At 72.3% G+C, this 14,151-nt stretch carries 13 protein-coding genes; 9 read left to right on the top strand and 4 right to left on the bottom strand.

Annotated features, from left to right (window positions below; translation table 11 throughout):
* Positions 1-170: 170 nt before the first annotated feature.
* From ACFY2L_RS14880 to ACFY2L_RS14865, 4 genes are all read left to right on the top strand, one after another.
* Positions 171-2,405 carry an ATP-dependent DNA helicase UvrD2 gene (locus tag ACFY2L_RS14880; RefSeq protein WP_390822522.1) on the top strand — a complete coding sequence of 745 codons (2,235 nt, stop codon included), beginning with the start codon at positions 171-173 and terminating at the stop codon, positions 2,403-2,405.
* A 145-nt stretch (positions 2,406-2,550) separates the two neighbouring features.
* The gene (locus tag ACFY2L_RS14875) at positions 2,551-2,874 is read left to right on the top strand and encodes a hypothetical protein (protein ID WP_390822521.1); all 324 of its coding nucleotides are present in this window, start codon (positions 2,551-2,553) and stop codon (positions 2,872-2,874) included.
* A gap of 162 nt (positions 2,875-3,036) precedes the next feature.
* On the top strand, positions 3,037-3,405 hold the full coding sequence (locus ACFY2L_RS14870) for a WhiB family transcriptional regulator (RefSeq protein ID WP_005480495.1): 369 nt from the start codon (positions 3,037-3,039) through the stop codon (positions 3,403-3,405).
* Positions 3,402-3,725: a hypothetical protein gene (locus ACFY2L_RS14865; RefSeq protein ID WP_390661155.1), complete on the top strand. Its 324-nt coding sequence runs from the start codon at positions 3,402-3,404 to the stop codon at positions 3,723-3,725. The genes ACFY2L_RS14870 and ACFY2L_RS14865 overlap by 4 nt, the downstream gene beginning before the upstream one ends.
* Positions 3,726-3,843: 118 nt before the next feature.
* Here the strand turns inward: ACFY2L_RS14865 and ACFY2L_RS14860 are convergent, their stop codons facing one another.
* Both ACFY2L_RS14860 and ACFY2L_RS14855 read right to left on the bottom strand, forming a co-directional pair.
* Positions 3,844-5,223, bottom strand: coding sequence for an ABC1 kinase family protein (locus ACFY2L_RS14860; protein WP_390822520.1), 1,380 nt, complete (start codon positions 5,221-5,223; stop codon positions 3,844-3,846).
* On the bottom strand, positions 5,216-6,442 hold the full coding sequence (locus ACFY2L_RS14855) for a TOMM precursor leader peptide-binding protein (RefSeq protein ID WP_390822519.1): 1,227 nt from the start codon (positions 6,440-6,442) through the stop codon (positions 5,216-5,218). Before ACFY2L_RS14855 ends, ACFY2L_RS14860 begins: the two co-directional genes overlap by 8 nt.
* Before the next feature lie 240 nt (positions 6,443-6,682).
* Here ACFY2L_RS14855 and ACFY2L_RS14850 point away from each other — a divergent pair, with 240 nt between their 5' ends.
* From ACFY2L_RS14850 to ACFY2L_RS14835, 4 genes are all read left to right on the top strand, one after another.
* Positions 6,683-7,279 carry a M48 family metallopeptidase gene (locus tag ACFY2L_RS14850; protein ID WP_390661152.1) on the top strand — a complete coding sequence of 199 codons (597 nt, stop codon included), beginning with the start codon at positions 6,683-6,685 and terminating at the stop codon, positions 7,277-7,279.
* Between the two features lie 144 nt (positions 7,280-7,423).
* Positions 7,424-9,100, top strand: coding sequence for a TerD family protein (locus ACFY2L_RS14845; protein WP_390661151.1), 1,677 nt, complete (start codon positions 7,424-7,426; stop codon positions 9,098-9,100).
* An 11-nt stretch (positions 9,101-9,111) separates the two neighbouring features.
* Positions 9,112-9,792: an AIM24 family protein gene (locus tag ACFY2L_RS14840; protein WP_390661150.1), complete on the top strand. Its 681-nt coding sequence runs from the start codon at positions 9,112-9,114 to the stop codon at positions 9,790-9,792.
* An 18-nt stretch (positions 9,793-9,810) separates the two neighbouring features.
* Entirely contained in the window at positions 9,811-10,566 is a 756-nt protein-coding gene (locus ACFY2L_RS14835; RefSeq protein WP_390822518.1) for an AIM24 family protein, read from the top strand.
* A 76-nt stretch (positions 10,567-10,642) separates the two neighbouring features.
* Here ACFY2L_RS14835 and ACFY2L_RS14830 read toward each other — a convergent pair whose 3' ends face one another.
* Both ACFY2L_RS14830 and ACFY2L_RS14825 read right to left on the bottom strand, forming a co-directional pair.
* Positions 10,643-11,158 carry an NUDIX hydrolase gene (locus ACFY2L_RS14830; protein WP_390661148.1) on the bottom strand — a complete coding sequence of 172 codons (516 nt, stop codon included), beginning with the start codon at positions 11,156-11,158 and terminating at the stop codon, positions 10,643-10,645.
* A complete protein-coding gene (locus ACFY2L_RS14825) occupies positions 11,155-12,618 on the bottom strand; it encodes a zinc-dependent metalloprotease (protein ID WP_390822517.1) in 1,464 nt (487 codons plus the stop codon). The genes ACFY2L_RS14830 and ACFY2L_RS14825 overlap by 4 nt, the downstream gene beginning before the upstream one ends.
* Positions 12,619-12,814: 196 nt before the next feature.
* On the opposite strand from ACFY2L_RS14825, the gene ACFY2L_RS14820 reads away from it, so the two are divergent.
* Positions 12,815-13,927 carry an SDR family oxidoreductase gene (locus ACFY2L_RS14820; RefSeq protein ID WP_390822516.1) on the top strand — a complete coding sequence of 371 codons (1,113 nt, stop codon included), beginning with the start codon at positions 12,815-12,817 and terminating at the stop codon, positions 13,925-13,927.
* The last annotated feature ends 224 nt before the right edge of the window (positions 13,928-14,151 follow it).

Genomic DNA, 14,151 nt, shown 5'->3' with positions numbered 1-14,151 from the left:
TTCGGCGGGTGGGGAACAGGTGGTCGCAGGGGGAGAACGTACGTGAAAGGCACACCATTCCCGTGCCGCGAGGACGGCAGAGGGTGACCCTCGCCGCATTGGTACGACTATCGGGGGCCGCCTGTGGACAACCGGCTCACCCGTCTCCGCCGACCTGGCAGCATGGCCGTGTGACAGCAGCAACGCACTCCCCCCTCTTCCCGCAGGCCCCCCGGTCGGCCGACGCGGTGCTCGAAGGGCTCGACCCCGAGCAGCGCGAGGTGGCCACCTCCCTGCACGGTCCGGTGTGCGTGCTGGCGGGAGCCGGCACGGGCAAGACCCGGGCGATCACCCACCGCATCGCCTACGGGGTGCGCGCCGGCATCCTGCAGCCCTCCAGCGTGCTCGCCGTCACCTTCACCAACCGCGCCGCCGGGGAGATGCGCGGCCGGCTGAGGCAGCTCGGCGCCCAGGGCGTCCAGGCCCGCACCTTCCACTCCGCCGCCCTCCGTCAGCTGCAGTACTTCTGGCCGAAAGCCATCGGTGGCGCCCTGCCCCGGCTCGTCGACCGCAAGATCCAGCTCGTCGCCGACGCGGCCGCCGCCTGCCGCATCCGCCTGGACCGGGGGGAGCTCCGGGACGCCACCGCGGAGATCGAGTGGTCCAAGGTCACCCAGACCGTCCCCGCCGACTACGCCCTCGCCGCCGCCAAGGCCGGCCGCGAAGCCCCCCGCGACCCCGCGGAGATCGCCCAGATCTACTCCGCCTACGAGGACCTCAAGCGCGACCGCGGGGTCATCGACTTCGAGGACGTCCTCCTGCTCACCGTCGCCGTCCTCCAGGACCGGCACGACATCGCCGAGCAGGTCCGCGCCCAGTACCAGCACTTCGTGGTCGACGAGTACCAGGACGTCAGCCCCCTCCAGCAGCGCCTGCTGGAGCTGTGGCTCGGCGAGCGCGACAACCTGTGCGTGGTCGGCGACGCCAGCCAGACGATCTACTCCTTCACCGGTGCCACCCCCGACCACCTCCTCGACTTCCGCACCCGCCACCCCGGCGCCACCGTCGTCAAGCTGGTCCGCGACTACCGCTCCACCCCTCAGGTCGTGCACCTCGCCAACGGTCTGCTCTCCCAGGCCCGCGGCCGGGCCGCAGACCACCGCCTGGAGCTGGTGTCCCAGCGCGCCCCGGGACCGGAACCCGTCTACGCCGAGTACACCGACGAGCCCGCCGAGGCCGAGGGCGCCGCCCGCCGCATCCGGGACCTCCTCGCCGCCGGGGTCCCGGCTGCCGAGATCGCCGTCCTGTTCCGCACCAACGCCCAGTCGGAAACCTATGAACAGGCCCTCGCCGACGCCGGCATCCCCTACCAACTGCGGGGCGCCGAGCGCTTCTTCGACCGGCCCGAGGTGCGCAAGGCCGGAGTCGCCCTGCGCGGTGCGGCCCGCTTCGGCGGCAACGACACGCTCCTGGAGGACGCCGTCGACCTGCCCTCGCAGGTGCGTGCCGTCCTCTCCGGCGAAGGGTGGAGTCCACAGCCGCCGGCCGGCTCCGGGGCCGTCAGGGAGCGCTGGGAGTCGCTGGCCGCGCTGGTCAGCCTCGCCCAGGACTTCGAGGCCGCCCGGCCCGGCGCCACCCTCGCCGACCTGGTCGCCGAACTCGATGAACGCGCCAGCGCCCAGCACGCCCCGACCGTCCAGGGCGTCACCCTCGCCTCCCTGCACTCGGCCAAGGGCCTGGAATGGGACGTCGTCTTCCTGGTCGGTGTCGCCGAGGGCATGATGCCGATCACCTACGCCAGGACCGACGAGCAGATCGAGGAGGAGCGCCGCCTCCTCTACGTCGGGGTCACCCGCGCCCGCGAGCGCCTCCATGTCTCCTGGGCGCTCGCCCGCTCACCCGGCGGACGCCCCAGCCGCCGCCCCAGCCGCTTCCTCGACGGACTGCGCCCCGGCTCCGGCACCGGAGCCGCCTGGGGCGGGGGAGCCTCCGGAGGCATCGAGCGCGGCTTCGGCGGGGCCGCCGCGGGCACCCCGGCGGTGGCGCGCCGCACCCAGCGCACCCCGGCCCGCTGCCGGGTCTGCGGTCGCACGCTCACCGACGCCGGCGAGCTGAAGCTGATGCGCTGCGAGGGCTGCCCCTCCGACATGGACGAGGGCGTCTACGAGCGGCTGCGGGAGTGGCGCGCGGCCCAGGCGCGGCGCAACGGACAGCCCGCGTTCTGCGTCTTCACCGACAAGACGCTGATGGCGATCGCCGAGGCCGTCCCCGACGAGCCGGGCGAACTCGCGCGGATCCCCGGGGTCGGCGCGCGCAAGCTCAACCGCTACGGCGCCGACGTCCTGGCCATCTGCGCAGGCCAGTCGCTCACGGACGAGGACGAGGGGGAGGGCGGGGGGACGGATGCGAACTCGTCGAAAAAATAGTTTGCGCATGCCCCAGCAATCCCCATAGGTTCTTAGACACGGAAGCGGCGGCCTTCTCCAAGGCCCTGGTTCCGTGCTCTACTTACATATCCGTTGGACTGGGCTCACCCCCGGTCCCCCGAGACGCCGAGAGGAGGCGATTCCAGTGATCATCATCAACAGCAGCTCCATCAGCACCGCCAAACTGACCGATCGCTCGACCGTCTCCGCGTGCATGCTCGGCGCCTCGACCCTGGGCACCGGTCTGTCCGGCATTCGTGCCGGCCGGCTGGCGTCCTCCTCCGTTGCCCCCGCGGGCCTTCCCGTCCGCGAGCGCAATGAGCGACCGACCAAGGCACTGGAAGCAGTAGAGGCACAGGCGCAGGCCTATGCCTTTACGGCGGCCGGTGCCGGATTCCGGAAGCAGACGACGCAGCACCACCTGATGTGGGCCTTCCGTGGGCCAGAACCCTGGAGTGATCCAGCCTGATCTAGATCAGGCCGGCGCCTTCAGGGCCGCGGAACCCCATCCGGGATCCGCGGCCCTTCTGTTTGTCCCCGTACCGGGGACAGACGGGCGAAGGGGCCTCGGGACAAGAAACGCCGACACCCGGTCCAACAGGACCGGACCGACAGACGAGGAAGACGAACCGTGCAACTCGAAGCGCACGCCCCGTCCGTACCGCCTTCCGAAACGATCCCCCCGCCCGGCCTCACGGAGGACTCCACCTTGACCCCGCTCACCGCGCTCACCGCGCTCGACGACGCCATCGAGAACCTCGGCGTACCCGTCCCCTGCCGCTCCTACGACCCGGAGGTCTTCTTCGCCGAGTCGCCCGCGGACGTCGAGTACGCCAAGTCCCTGTGCCGCACCTGCCCGCTGATGGAGGCCTGCCTCGCCGGCGCCAAGGAGCGGCGTGAGCCCTGGGGCGTCTGGGGTGGCGAGCTGTTCGTCCAGGGCGTCGTCGTCGCCCGGAAGCGGCCCCGTGGCCGCCCGCGCAAGAACCCGGTCACGGCATGAACACCGCAGGAACGATCGACCGCCCCCTCACGCAAGACCCCACGAAGCAGGCCCCGATGAAGCCGTTCACCAGCGAGCCCGAAGGCTCCGCGACCGAAGACGTCACCACCACCGGCGCGATCGACTCGCGTCAGAACAGGACCCGAGAGATGCAACTCATTCCAGAAGCCCTGGCCCGTGCGCATATGCATGAGCGACTGCAGGAGGCCGAGCGGGACCGTCAGGCCGTGCGCCTGGTGGCGGCCCGCCGGATGCAGCGCAGGGCCGAGCGCGCGTCGATGCGTGCCCGCCGGGCGCTCGCCATGGCCGTGATGCAGTAACCCACACCCACCGGAAGCGGTGGCCTCCCCGCGAGGGAGGCGGAAACTGTCCCCGCGGGGGCCGGTCCGTCCGAACGGACCGGCCCCCGCGGTGCGTTGTGCCCGTGGCCGCCGGCTGTCAGGCCTCCGCCACAGACTCTCCCGCGTCGAACTCGGCCAGGTCCTCGGCGAGGACGAATCCCGGCAGCCACTCCTCCAGTTCGTCCCGCAGCCGCACCGTCGCGCCGAGCTGGCACAGCACACCGATCGTGCTCAGGGTCACCCGGTGTATGAGCAGATAGGCCGGCGGCAGGTTGAGCTGCTTGCCCAGCTGGTGGGCGGGGAAGCGGGGGTCGGCGATCCGGGCCGCCTGGCTGCGCATCCAGCCGCGGGTGAAGGTGAACTCCTCCGCCTTGGCCGGTTCGATGATCGGCAGCAGGTAGTCGAGAACCGCGTCGGGGTCCAGCTCGATGGACTCCTTGACGAAGCCTTCCGTGCAGAGGAGTTCGTAGACGGCGTCGGCCTCGCCGTCCAGGGTCATGCGCAGGGACTCGCCGATCGATTCCGGCAGGCCGCCGGAGAGCCGGTCGACCGTGCCGAAGTCCAGCACGCCCAGCCGCCAGTCGTCCTCGCCGTCCGGTCCGCCGGGCAGCAGACGGAAGTTGCCGGGGTGCGGGTCGGCGTGCAGCAGGCCGGTGCGGGCAGGACCGGAGAACAGGAAGCGGGCCAGCAACTGACCGGCGCGGTCACGCTGCTCCTGGGTGCCCTCGGAGATCACCTCGGACAGGGGGACGCCGTCGATCCACTCGGTGATCAGGATCTGGTCGCACTGGTGCACCACCGCCGGGACCACCACGTCCGGGTCGTCGGCGAACTCCTCCGCATGGGCCTGCTGGGCCTGTGCCTCCAGGGCGTAGTCCAGTTCCTCGGAGACCCGGTCCCGGAGCTCGGAGATCAGCGGCTTGACGTCCATGCCGGGAATCAGGGGGCCCAACAGGCGTGCGAAGCGGCTGAGTTGGTTCAGGTCGGAGAGCAGGGCCTCACCCGCCCCCGGATACTGCACCTTGACCGCGACCGGCCGGCCGTCGTGCCACACCCCGCGGTGCACCTGGCCGATGGAGGCCGCCGCGGCGGGCTTGTCGTCGAACTCGGCGAACAGGTCGGGCCAGTCCTCGCCGAGCCGCTCCGCGAGCACCGCGTGCACCGTGCGCGTCGGCATCGGCGGCGCCGCGTCCTGGAGCTTCGTCAGCGCCGCGCGGTAGGGGCCGGCGACCTCCTCGGGCAGGGCGGACTCGAAGACGGACAGGGCCTGTCCGAACTTCATGGCGCCGCCCTTCAGCTCGCCGAGGACCTTGAACAGCTGCTCGGCGGTCCGCTGTTGCAGCTCACGGCCGACGATCTCCGCGGACTCACCGACGATTCGCTTGCCCAGGCCCCAGGTCGCCCGCCCGGCGAAGCCGAGCGGCAGCGCGGCGAGCTTGGCGGTCCGGGTGACCGCCTTCCGGGGAAGATCAGACATGCGCCCTCCAAGTCCCAGCCTGCCGCGCCGCCACTGTCGTACGGCGTAAGTCCTTCGAATGCCGTTGCCCTGCCATTGTCGCGTGCGATCCCCCGTCCTCGGGTGTGTGTTCCGCCTTACCTTTCTCCTCACCCTTCCTCGCGGCCCCGCAAGGACACGCGGAATGCGGCCACACCGGCCGGGCGTGCCACTGCAGAGTGGGCAAGGACACCTCCCAGCGGGCTCCCGCGCTGGAGGGGACCCGGCCGTCGAGGAAGGTGAGCGCATGGGTGGCCGCCAGGCCGGCGACCGCCGTGGCCAGGGTCAGGTCGCAGGCCCGCACCGAGCGGCGGCTTCCGGACTGCCACTGCGCGACCAGCCGTGGCCAGGTCTCGTCCCGTTCGGCGCGCGCATGTTGCAGACAGCCCGCGCAGCCCGTCTCGCCGGGCAGGACGAGCGGCCCGACGACACCAGTCGCCTCCACCACCCCGGCGTAGAGGTGTGGAGTGCCCGAGGCCAGCAGGGGTTCGGCCGCAGCCGGGGCCGGGGCGTGCACGGACACGTCGTCCCGTGGCGCGACGACCACCAGGGCGAAGCCGGGGGTCCCCTCCTCGGCCGGTGACCGCGAGCTCCTGCGCGGCGGGCGCTCCGGGGCTGCCCTGCGCACGGCCCGGCGTGCGGCCTCCTCCCGGCGCTCGCCGACCGACTCGGCGGCCAGCCCACCCGGTGCGACGTCCTCCGGCTCCACCAGGCCGCCGTCTCTTACGTCCACCTCGCCGATCCCCGCGCCCGACAGCAGCGCGGCCAGCACCGCCCCGACCCGGCCCGCGCCGCGGACCTGCACCCGCAGCCGCCGCCGGGCCGCGAGGCGCCCGAGCGCGTCGCCCGGAGCCGAGGTGGTCAGCGACAGCGAGGCGAGGTCGGGCCGGAGCCGGTCCAGGACCGCCGTCTTCTCCCGCAGGGCCGCCGCGTCCGGCCCGCCTCCGCGCGCGTCGTCGAGCAGTCCCGCCCGCGCCAGCCGCTCCACGAGCTGGTCGACATGACCGTCCGGCAGGTGCATGCGGCGCCCCTCCTCACGCAGCAGCTCGAGCCCGCGGGTGCCGTCCAGCAGATCGAGGAAACTCCCCGTCGCCGTGTCCACCGGACCGAGTGTCAGCGCGTGCGCCGGAGTCATCCCGAACTGCACGGTGTTGAGGTCCCGCCAGCCGCGCCGCAGCGCGGGCTTCACCCTCGGATGCATCAAAAGCCCCCGTATGCCTGGAAAGTCCCCGTGCGTCGGCGGAGCGGGGGCGTGGGGGCGTCCTCGCTCCGCCGACGAGTGCCAGCATGCCCGGCGCCGCCGAGCCGTGCCGGAAGTTGTCCACAGGCACGGGCATTCGTCGTACAAATCCGTCGTATGAGGCAAACCGGGGGCGCGGGACCGGAACCCGACCGCCTCGGGGTCGGGACTTCCGCCGTGTGCAGCGGGTAACGTCGGGGCGTGCCCGCCGACCCCCTGCACCGCGCCGGAACGCCACAGCGCAGCACGACGAGCCAGCCGCCGAGCGGCTCGGGGGCGAGCCCGATCGAGGTCCGCAGGAGTGCCCGTCGACGCCGGACGGTCTCCGCGTACCGTGAGGGCGATCGCACCATCGTGCTCATCCCCGCCCGGATGTCCGAGGCCGAGGAGCAACGCTGGGTGAGGGTCATGCTCGACAAACTGGCCGCGCAGGAGAGCAGGCGGGTGCCCGGCGACGCCGAACTGGCGGAGCGCGCAGAGCGGCTGTCGGCCCAGTACTTCGGCGGCCGGGCCCGGCCCGCCTCGGTGCGCTGGGTGACCAACCAGAACACCCGCTGGGGCTCCTGCACCCCGGCCGAGCGCAGCATCCGTCTGTCGCACCGTCTGCAGGGCATGCCCGAGTACGTCATCGACTACGTCCTCGCCCACGAACTCGCCCACCTGCTCGTGCCCGGCCACGGTCCCGACTTCTGGCGGCTGCTGGAGGCCTACCCGCGCACGGAGCGGGCCCGGGGCTATCTCGAGGGAGTGGTCGCCGCGGAACGGCTGCCGCACCTGACCGGCGCACGCGAGGAGTGACGCGGGGGGCGCGGAGCGTGCGCGCGACCGGTATCAGGTGCAGCGGGTTGTGTACCGGGTCTGTACCGACATCGTGCGTTGTCGGAGTTTGCCGTTAGCCTGACGCGACGCACTCGCAATCGGGATGGGGGACGGTCGTTACGCATGCCCAGGGAATTCCAACGCGGCCACAAGGCCAGGATCAGTGACCTCACCGCGGGCACCGATCTGTACGTAGGCGTGCAGATCTCCGCCCCCGGCCTGACCTTCGACATCAGCTGCTTCGGCCTCGACGCCGACGAGCGGCTCTCGGACGACCGGTACTTCGTCTTCTTCAATCAGCCGAAGTCCCCCGAGGAGTCCATCCAGCTCCTGGGCACCCAGGCGGGCGACACGGAGTCCTTCCGCATCACCCTGGACCGGATTCCGCCGCAGATCCGCAAGCTGTCCTTCACCGCGACCATCGACGGCGCCGGGCAGATGTCGCAGATCAACCCCGGCTACCTCCGCATCGTCGCGGGCGGCGAGGAGGTGGCCCGGTACGCGTTCAACGGCTCGGAGTTCACCACCGAGCGGGCCGTGATGCTGGGCGACTTCTACCTGAAGGACGTCTGGCGCTTCGCGGCCGTCGGACAGGGCTTCGACGGCGGCCTGGAGGCGCTGCTGAAGAACTTCGGCGGCGAGGTCGCGGAGGAGGAGGCGCCCGCCGCTCCCCAGCAGCCCCAGACCGGCGCCACCCCCGGCTTCGCGCCGCCCGCGTTCGGCGCCCCGTCCGCGCCCGCTCCCGCACCGGCGCCCGTGCCCGCCCCGCAGCAGCCCCAGCCCGCTCCGCAGGGCTTCGCGCCGCCGCCCGCCCCGACCCCGCCGGCGCCCTCGGTGCACGCCGCGCCGACGATCGTCGCGCCCATGCCCACGCCGCCCGGCGGCATCCAGGCCCCGCCGCCCCCGGCACCCCCCGGACCTCCCGGTGGCCCCCAGCCGCCGTACGGCCAGCCGCCGCAGCAGCATTCGTACGGCCAGAGCGTCACCCCGACCGCGCCGATGCCGCCCGGCTACGGGCAGCCCCAGGCACCGCAGGCGCCCCAGGCTCCGATGCCGCCCGGCTACGGCCAGCAGCCCCCGTTCGGACAGGTGCCCGGCCAGCAGGCGTACGGGGTGCCGCAGGGCGCGCCCCAGGGCGGTGCCGGAGTGACCGCCGCTCTCCAGCAGTTCAAGGAGACGCCCACCGGTCAGCGCTGGACGCAGCAGAACAAGAAGCTGATCCGCGTCGACCTCGGCATGGGCGGCCAGCCCGTGCTCGCCCGCCAGGGCAGCATGGTGCTCTACCAGGGCAAGGTCGACTTCAGCTACAAGGGCGCCGGGTTCGCCGGCCGGATCGTGGGCAACGCGACCGGCCAGGAGATGCAGCTGATGCGCTGCACCGGCCAGGGCCAGGTGTTCCTCGCCGACAACTCCACGATGCTGCACCCCATCGAACTCCAGGGCGACGGCATCTGCGTCTCCGCGGAGAACGTCCTCGCCTTCGACGAGAGCCTGCAGTACGAGGTCCGGCGCATCGAAGGGCACGGCATCCCCGGCGGCGCCCTGTTCACCATGCAGTTCACGGGCACCGGCACGATCGTCGTGAAGACGCACGGCACGCCCGTCGTCCTGCCGGTCACCCCCACCACGTTCGCCGACTGCAACGCCGTGGTCGCCTGGTCGTCCGCCGCCCAGGTGGTCGTCTCCAGCCAGGTGCGGATGCGCCGCAACGCCTACCCCGGCGACACCGGGGAGAGCGTCAACCTCCAGTTCCGGGGCGCGCCCGGCAACTTCATCGTCGTCCAGCCGTACGAGGTCTGAGGGAGCCCGTCATGAACCAGCCGCTCGCGGGCTATGCCCCCGCACCCGTCACCGCCCGCATGGAGAACCACGGCAACCACATGCTGAAGGTCGCCATGCAGACCGGCAACGACCTTCTCGCGCGCGTGGGCTCGATGGTCGCCTACGAGGGCTTCGTCCAGTACGAGCCCAACCCGCCGGCCGTGCGCCAGATCGCACGCGACTGGATGACCGGGGAGGGCGCGCCCCTGATGAAGTGCTCCGGCGACGGGCTGCTCTACCTCGCCGACTACGGCGCGAACGTCGTCGTGATCAACCTCAACGGCGACGGCATCTCGGTCAACGCCACCAATCTGCTCGCCTTCGACGCGCACCTCACCTGGGGCGTCGAGCGGGTCAAGGGTCTGGCGAAGTTCGCCGGGCAGGGCCTGTGGAACACCAAGATCTCCGGACAGGGCTGGGTCGCGCTGACCTCCCGCGGCAAGCCGATCGTGGTCGACTGCGGCGGCGGCGAGGACGAGACCTACGTCGACCCCGACGCGCTCGTCGCCTGGTCGCCGAACCTCAAGGTGAAGGGCAAGCGCAGCTTCAAGGCGCAGTCGCTCATCGGCCGCGGCAGCGGCGAGGCCTACCAGATGGCCTTCTCGGGCCAGGGCATCGTCGTCGTCCAGCCCAGTGAGGACAGCACCGACCGCCTCCGGATCCGGGGCTGAGGGGGAGCCAGAAACGCCATGCAGAGCTCACTTTTCGCGCACAACGACTCGCAGACCCAGGAACGCTGGAGCCTGCAGAACAAGCAGATGCTCCGCGTCGTCATGGAGGGCCACGACGACATCCTCGCCCGCAAGGGCACGATGGTCGCCTACCAGGGCCTCGTCGAGTTCGACGCCGAGTACCAGAGCAACCAGCAGGGACGCGCGCGTGCGCACACGGGCGAAGGCCTGGACCTGATGCGCTGTCACGGGCAGGGCACGGTCTACCTCGCCAACCTCGCCCAGTACATCCACCTCGTGGACGTCGAGCAGGACGGGCTGACCGTCGACAGCAGCTACGTCCTCGCCATGGACTCCTCGCTGCACCACGAGGTCATCGCCGTCGACAGCCTCTACGGCATCTCCGGCTCGGGGAAGTACCAGCTCAACATCACGGGCCGCGGCCGGGTCGCCCTGATGACCTCGGGCGCGCCGCTGATGATGCAGGTCACGCCCGACAAGTACGTCAACTGCGACGCCGACGCCATCGTGGCCTGGTCCACCGGGCTGCGGGTGCAGATGCAGGCCCAGACGCACTCCTCCGGGGTGTGGCGCCGGCGCGGCAACACCGGCGAGGGCTGGGAGCTCAGCTTCATGGGCACCGGATTCGCGCTGGTGCAGCCCAGCGAGCTGCTGCCGCCGCAGAACGCCCAGGTCGGGTCCGGCCTCGCCGCCCAGTACGGCATGGGCCAGCACGGGGCACGGGGACAGAACCAGGGCAACGTCTGGAGCTGACCCGTCCGGCGGGGTCCGGAAAGCAGACGTAAGGGGCGGTCACCCTTGGTGACCGCCCCTTACGCACGCCCCGGCCTCACAGCCGCGCGCGGGTCGCCTCCAGCAGCCGTACGACCGACTCGTCCGCCACGGCCGCCACCTCGTCGTAGCCGAACCAGCGCAGGTCCAGGGACTCGTCGCTGATCGCCTCCACGGCCCCCGCCGGAGCGAGCGCCGCGTACTGGACGTCGAGATGCCACGCGCACGGTGTCAGATGCCGGTCCAGGCGCACGGGGCCGCCGGGCAGCAGGCTCAGCCCCGCGATGCCGGACTCCTCCGTCCCCTCCCTCAGGGCGGCCGCGGCCAGCGTCTCGTCGGCAGGCTCGCAGTGGCCGCCCATCTGCAGCCACATCCGGATCTTCTTGTGCAGCGTGAGCAGCACACGCCCGCGTGAGGGGTCGATCACCAGGGCGCTCGCCGTGATGTGCCCGTCCCCGCAGGCCTTCCACAGGCCGTCGGGGTGGGACGCGAGATGGTCCAGGTAGACCTGGCGCAGGTCCGCCTGGTCCTCGTAGCCCTTGAGGACGAGGACCGCGTCGTCGTGGAGACTCACTTGGCGTCGTCGCCCCCGTCGCCGTCCGGGGTGTCGTCATCCTTCTTCAGGTTCGGCTTCTCGGCCGAGCCGCCACCGCTCCCCGCCTCGCCGAGCATCTTCTCCAGCTCGGAGAAGTCCAGCTGCTCGCGGTGCACGAACCCGTCCGGGTCGTCCAGGTCGGAGGCCGTCGGCAGCATGTCGGGGTGCGCCCAGAGGGCGTCACGGCCGTCGACACCGCGCGCGTCCGTCAGCGACGCCCACAGGCGGGAGGCGTCCCGCAGACGCCGCGGGCGGAGCTCCAGACCGATCAGCGTGGCGAACGTCTGCTCCGCCGGGCCGCCCGTGGCACGGCGGCGGCGCAGGGCCTCACGCAGCGCGTCGGCCGACGACAGCCGCGGCTTCGCGGCCGCGTGGACCACCGCGTCCACCCAGCCCTCGACGAGCGCCAGAGCCGTCTCCAGACGGGCCAGGGCGGCCTTCTGCTCCGGCGTGTCCTCCGGCTGGAACATGCCCTGCTGCAGCGCGTCCTGCAGCTGCTCGGGGTTCTGCGGGTCGAACTGGCCGACCACGTCCTCCAGCTTCGCCGTGTCGACCTTGATCCCGCGGGCATAGCCGTCGACCGCCCCGAACAGGTGCGAGCGCAGCCACGGCACGTGCGCGAAAAGGCGCTGGTGAGCGGCCTCACGCAGGGCGAGGTACAGCCGGACCTCGTCCTGGGGGATGCCCAGGTCCTTGCCGAACGCCCCGATGTTCAGCGGCAGCAGCGCCGCCTTGCCGACCGGGCCGAGCGGCAGGCCGATGTCGGTCGAGCCGACCACCTCGCCCGCCAGTACGCCGACGGCCTGGCCGATCTGCGAGCCGAACATCGCGCCGCCCATCGAACGCATCATGCCGATCAGCGGGCCGGCCATGGCCTGCATCTCCTCCGGCAGGACGTCGCCCATGGCCGCGCCGACGCGCTCGGCGACCGGGTCGACGAGCTCCTTCCACGCGGGCAGGGTCGCCTCGACCCACTCCGCGCGCGACCACGCCACGGCCGAGCCCGCGCCGGACGGCAGGGACGTCACGTCGTCCAGCCACAGATCGGCCAGACGGACGGACTCCTGGACCGCGGTGCGCTCCGCCGGGCCGACGCTGGCGTCCTTCACGCCGTCCGACGTGCCCTGGGAGACGGTCTGGCGGGCGATCTGCTTGGCCATGTCCCAGTTCACCGGGCCGCCCTCGTACGAGAGCATCTGGCCCAGCTGCTGGAAGGCGGCGCCCAGGTCGGTGGGGTTCAGGGAACCGAACATGGCCGCGAGCGGATTGTCGGCACCTGGACCGCCCGGACCACCGAAGCCGCCGGCTCCGGGAAACCCGAAACCGAACGGGTTGGCCGGTCCCTGACCACCACCGCTCTGCTGGTCCTTCTTCTTGCCCTCGTCGCCGTCTTCCGGCTCCTCCGGCGGAAGGCCGAATCCGAATGGGGTGTCACTCACGGGGTTCCTCGGCTGGTAAGGCCACCGGTTCTCACCCGGCGGCGCGGCTGCCCTGCAACACCACCCAGCGTAGACACCCCGGGGCTCGATCGGGCCTCGGTGCTTCGCCGACTCTTGGCCTGCGGCAGGATGGATGCCACCTGGTACGTACGCGTCACTCGCGCCCGTATGCCAAGACAACCGCTGGAGACACCTGGTGAGTTCCCCAGATCCGCAGGTTCGCGCAGCGCGAAACCACTCAACCCCGGGCGGTTCGCGCGGGCCCGTCGTCGCCGTGACCGGCGCCGCCACCGGGGTCGGCGCCCTGCTCACCGAGCGGCTCGCCGCATCGGACGAGGTCAAGCAGGTCATCGCCATCGACGAGCGACGGGGCGAGTGCGACGCGGCGCAGTGGCACATCCTCGACGTCCGTGACCCGGCGATCGCCGACAAGCTGCGCGGGGCGGACGTCGTGGTCCACCTCGCGCTCGATCTCGACCTGGGGAGTGACGCCGCCGCCCGGACGGCCTACAACGTGCGCGGGACGCAGACCGTGCTGACGGCCTCCGCGGCGGCCGGGGTGCACCGTGTCGTGCTGTGCACCTCCTCGATGGTCTACGGGGCGCTCCCGGACAACGAGCTGCCGCTCTCGGAGGACGCGGAGCTGCGGGCCACGGCGGAGGCGACCGGCGTCGGGGACCTGCTGGAGATCGAACGGCTGGCGCGGCGGGCGCCCCGCGCGCACCCGGGGCTGAACGTCACCGTGGTGCGGCCGGCGGTGCTGGTGGGGGGTACGGACACGGCGCTGACCCGGTACTTCGAGTCGCCCCGGCTGCTGGTGGTGGCCGGGTCGCGGCCGGCCTGGCAGTTCTGCCACGTCGAGGATCTGTGCAGTGCGCTGGAGTACGCCGTTCTCGAGAAGGTCGACGGGGAGCTGGCGGTCGGGTGCGACGGGTGGCTGGAGCAGGAGGAGGTGGAGGAGCTCAGCGGGATCCGGCGGATGGAACTGCCGTCGGCGGTGGCGCTGGGGGCGGCGGCGCGGCTGCACCGGATCGGGCTGACGCCGTCTCCGGCGGGGGACCTGGCGTACACGATGTACCCGTGGGTGGTGAGCGGGTCGCGGCTGCATGATGCGGGGTGGCGGGCGCGGTGGACCAATGAGGAGGTGCTCGCGGAGTTGCTGGAGGAGGTCGCCGGGCGGCACACGGTCGCCGGGCGGCGGCTGGGGCGGAAGGACGCGACTGCGGCGGGGGCCGCGGGGGCGACGGTGGCTCTGCTGGGTGCGGCGGCTGTGGTGCGGAGGGCTCGGAAGGCGCGACGGCGGGTGTGAGAGCGGGGCGCCCGACGGGAGCCCTTCGCCCCCGCCGCCCCTACCCTTCCCACCCCCAGGGGCTCCGCCCCCGGGCCCCTGGCGGGGCTCTGCCCCTGCACCCCGGCGCCCCTGCACCCCACGGGGCTGCGCCCCTGCACCCCACGGGGCTGCGCCCCTGCACCCCACGGGGCTGCGCCCCTGCACCCCACGGGGCTGCGCCCCTGCACCCCACGGGGCTGCGG

This window comes from Streptomyces sp. NPDC001381, assembly GCF_042895685.1.
Lineage (GTDB): Bacteria > Actinomycetota > Actinomycetes > Streptomycetales > Streptomycetaceae > Streptomyces.
Note: the sequence above shows the minus strand (reverse complement) of the source record. Positions and strands in the feature narration are given on the sequence as shown.